1 protein-coding gene is annotated in these 476 nt (G+C 44.5%); it reads left to right on the top strand.

Going from position 1 to position 476, the window contains the following annotated elements:
* Window positions 1-476, top strand: a 476-nt coding sequence (pgk, locus tag GFC01_RS18020) for a phosphoglycerate kinase (protein WP_152948500.1), incomplete at both ends; no start/stop codon positions are given.

Genomic DNA, 476 nt, shown 5'->3' with positions numbered 1-476 from the left:
GCCGATGTGTATGTCAATGATGCGTTCGGTGCTGCACACCGTGCACATGCATCGACAGCTGGTATTGCAGCTTATCTTCCGGCTGTTTCAGGCTTCCTCATGCAAAAAGAGCTTGAGGTTTTAGGAAAAGCCATTTCAAACCCTGATCGCCCATTTACAGCGATTATCGGCGGCGCAAAGGTAAAGGATAAAATCGGTGTGATTGAAAGTCTTCTTGATAAAGTGGACAACCTTATCATCGGCGGCGGACTTGCTTACACATTTGTGAAAGCACTAGGCCACGAAGTAGGGAAATCTCTATTAGAAGAAGACAAAGTAGATTTAGCGAAATCCTTTATGGACCGTGCAAAGGAAAAAGGCGTGAACTTCCTGATTCCAACAGATGTTCTGGTAGCCGACGACTTTTCAAATGATGCGAATACAAGCATTGTGCCAATCTCTGAAATTCCAAGTGATCTAGAAGCACTTGATATTGG

This window comes from Desulfofundulus thermobenzoicus (genome assembly GCF_009428905.1).
GTDB lineage: Bacteria > Bacillota > Desulfotomaculia > Desulfotomaculales > Desulfovirgulaceae > Desulfofundulus_A > Desulfofundulus_A thermobenzoicus.
The sequence above is the reverse complement of the archived record's forward strand: the minus strand, read 5'-3'. Positions and strand labels throughout refer to the sequence as shown.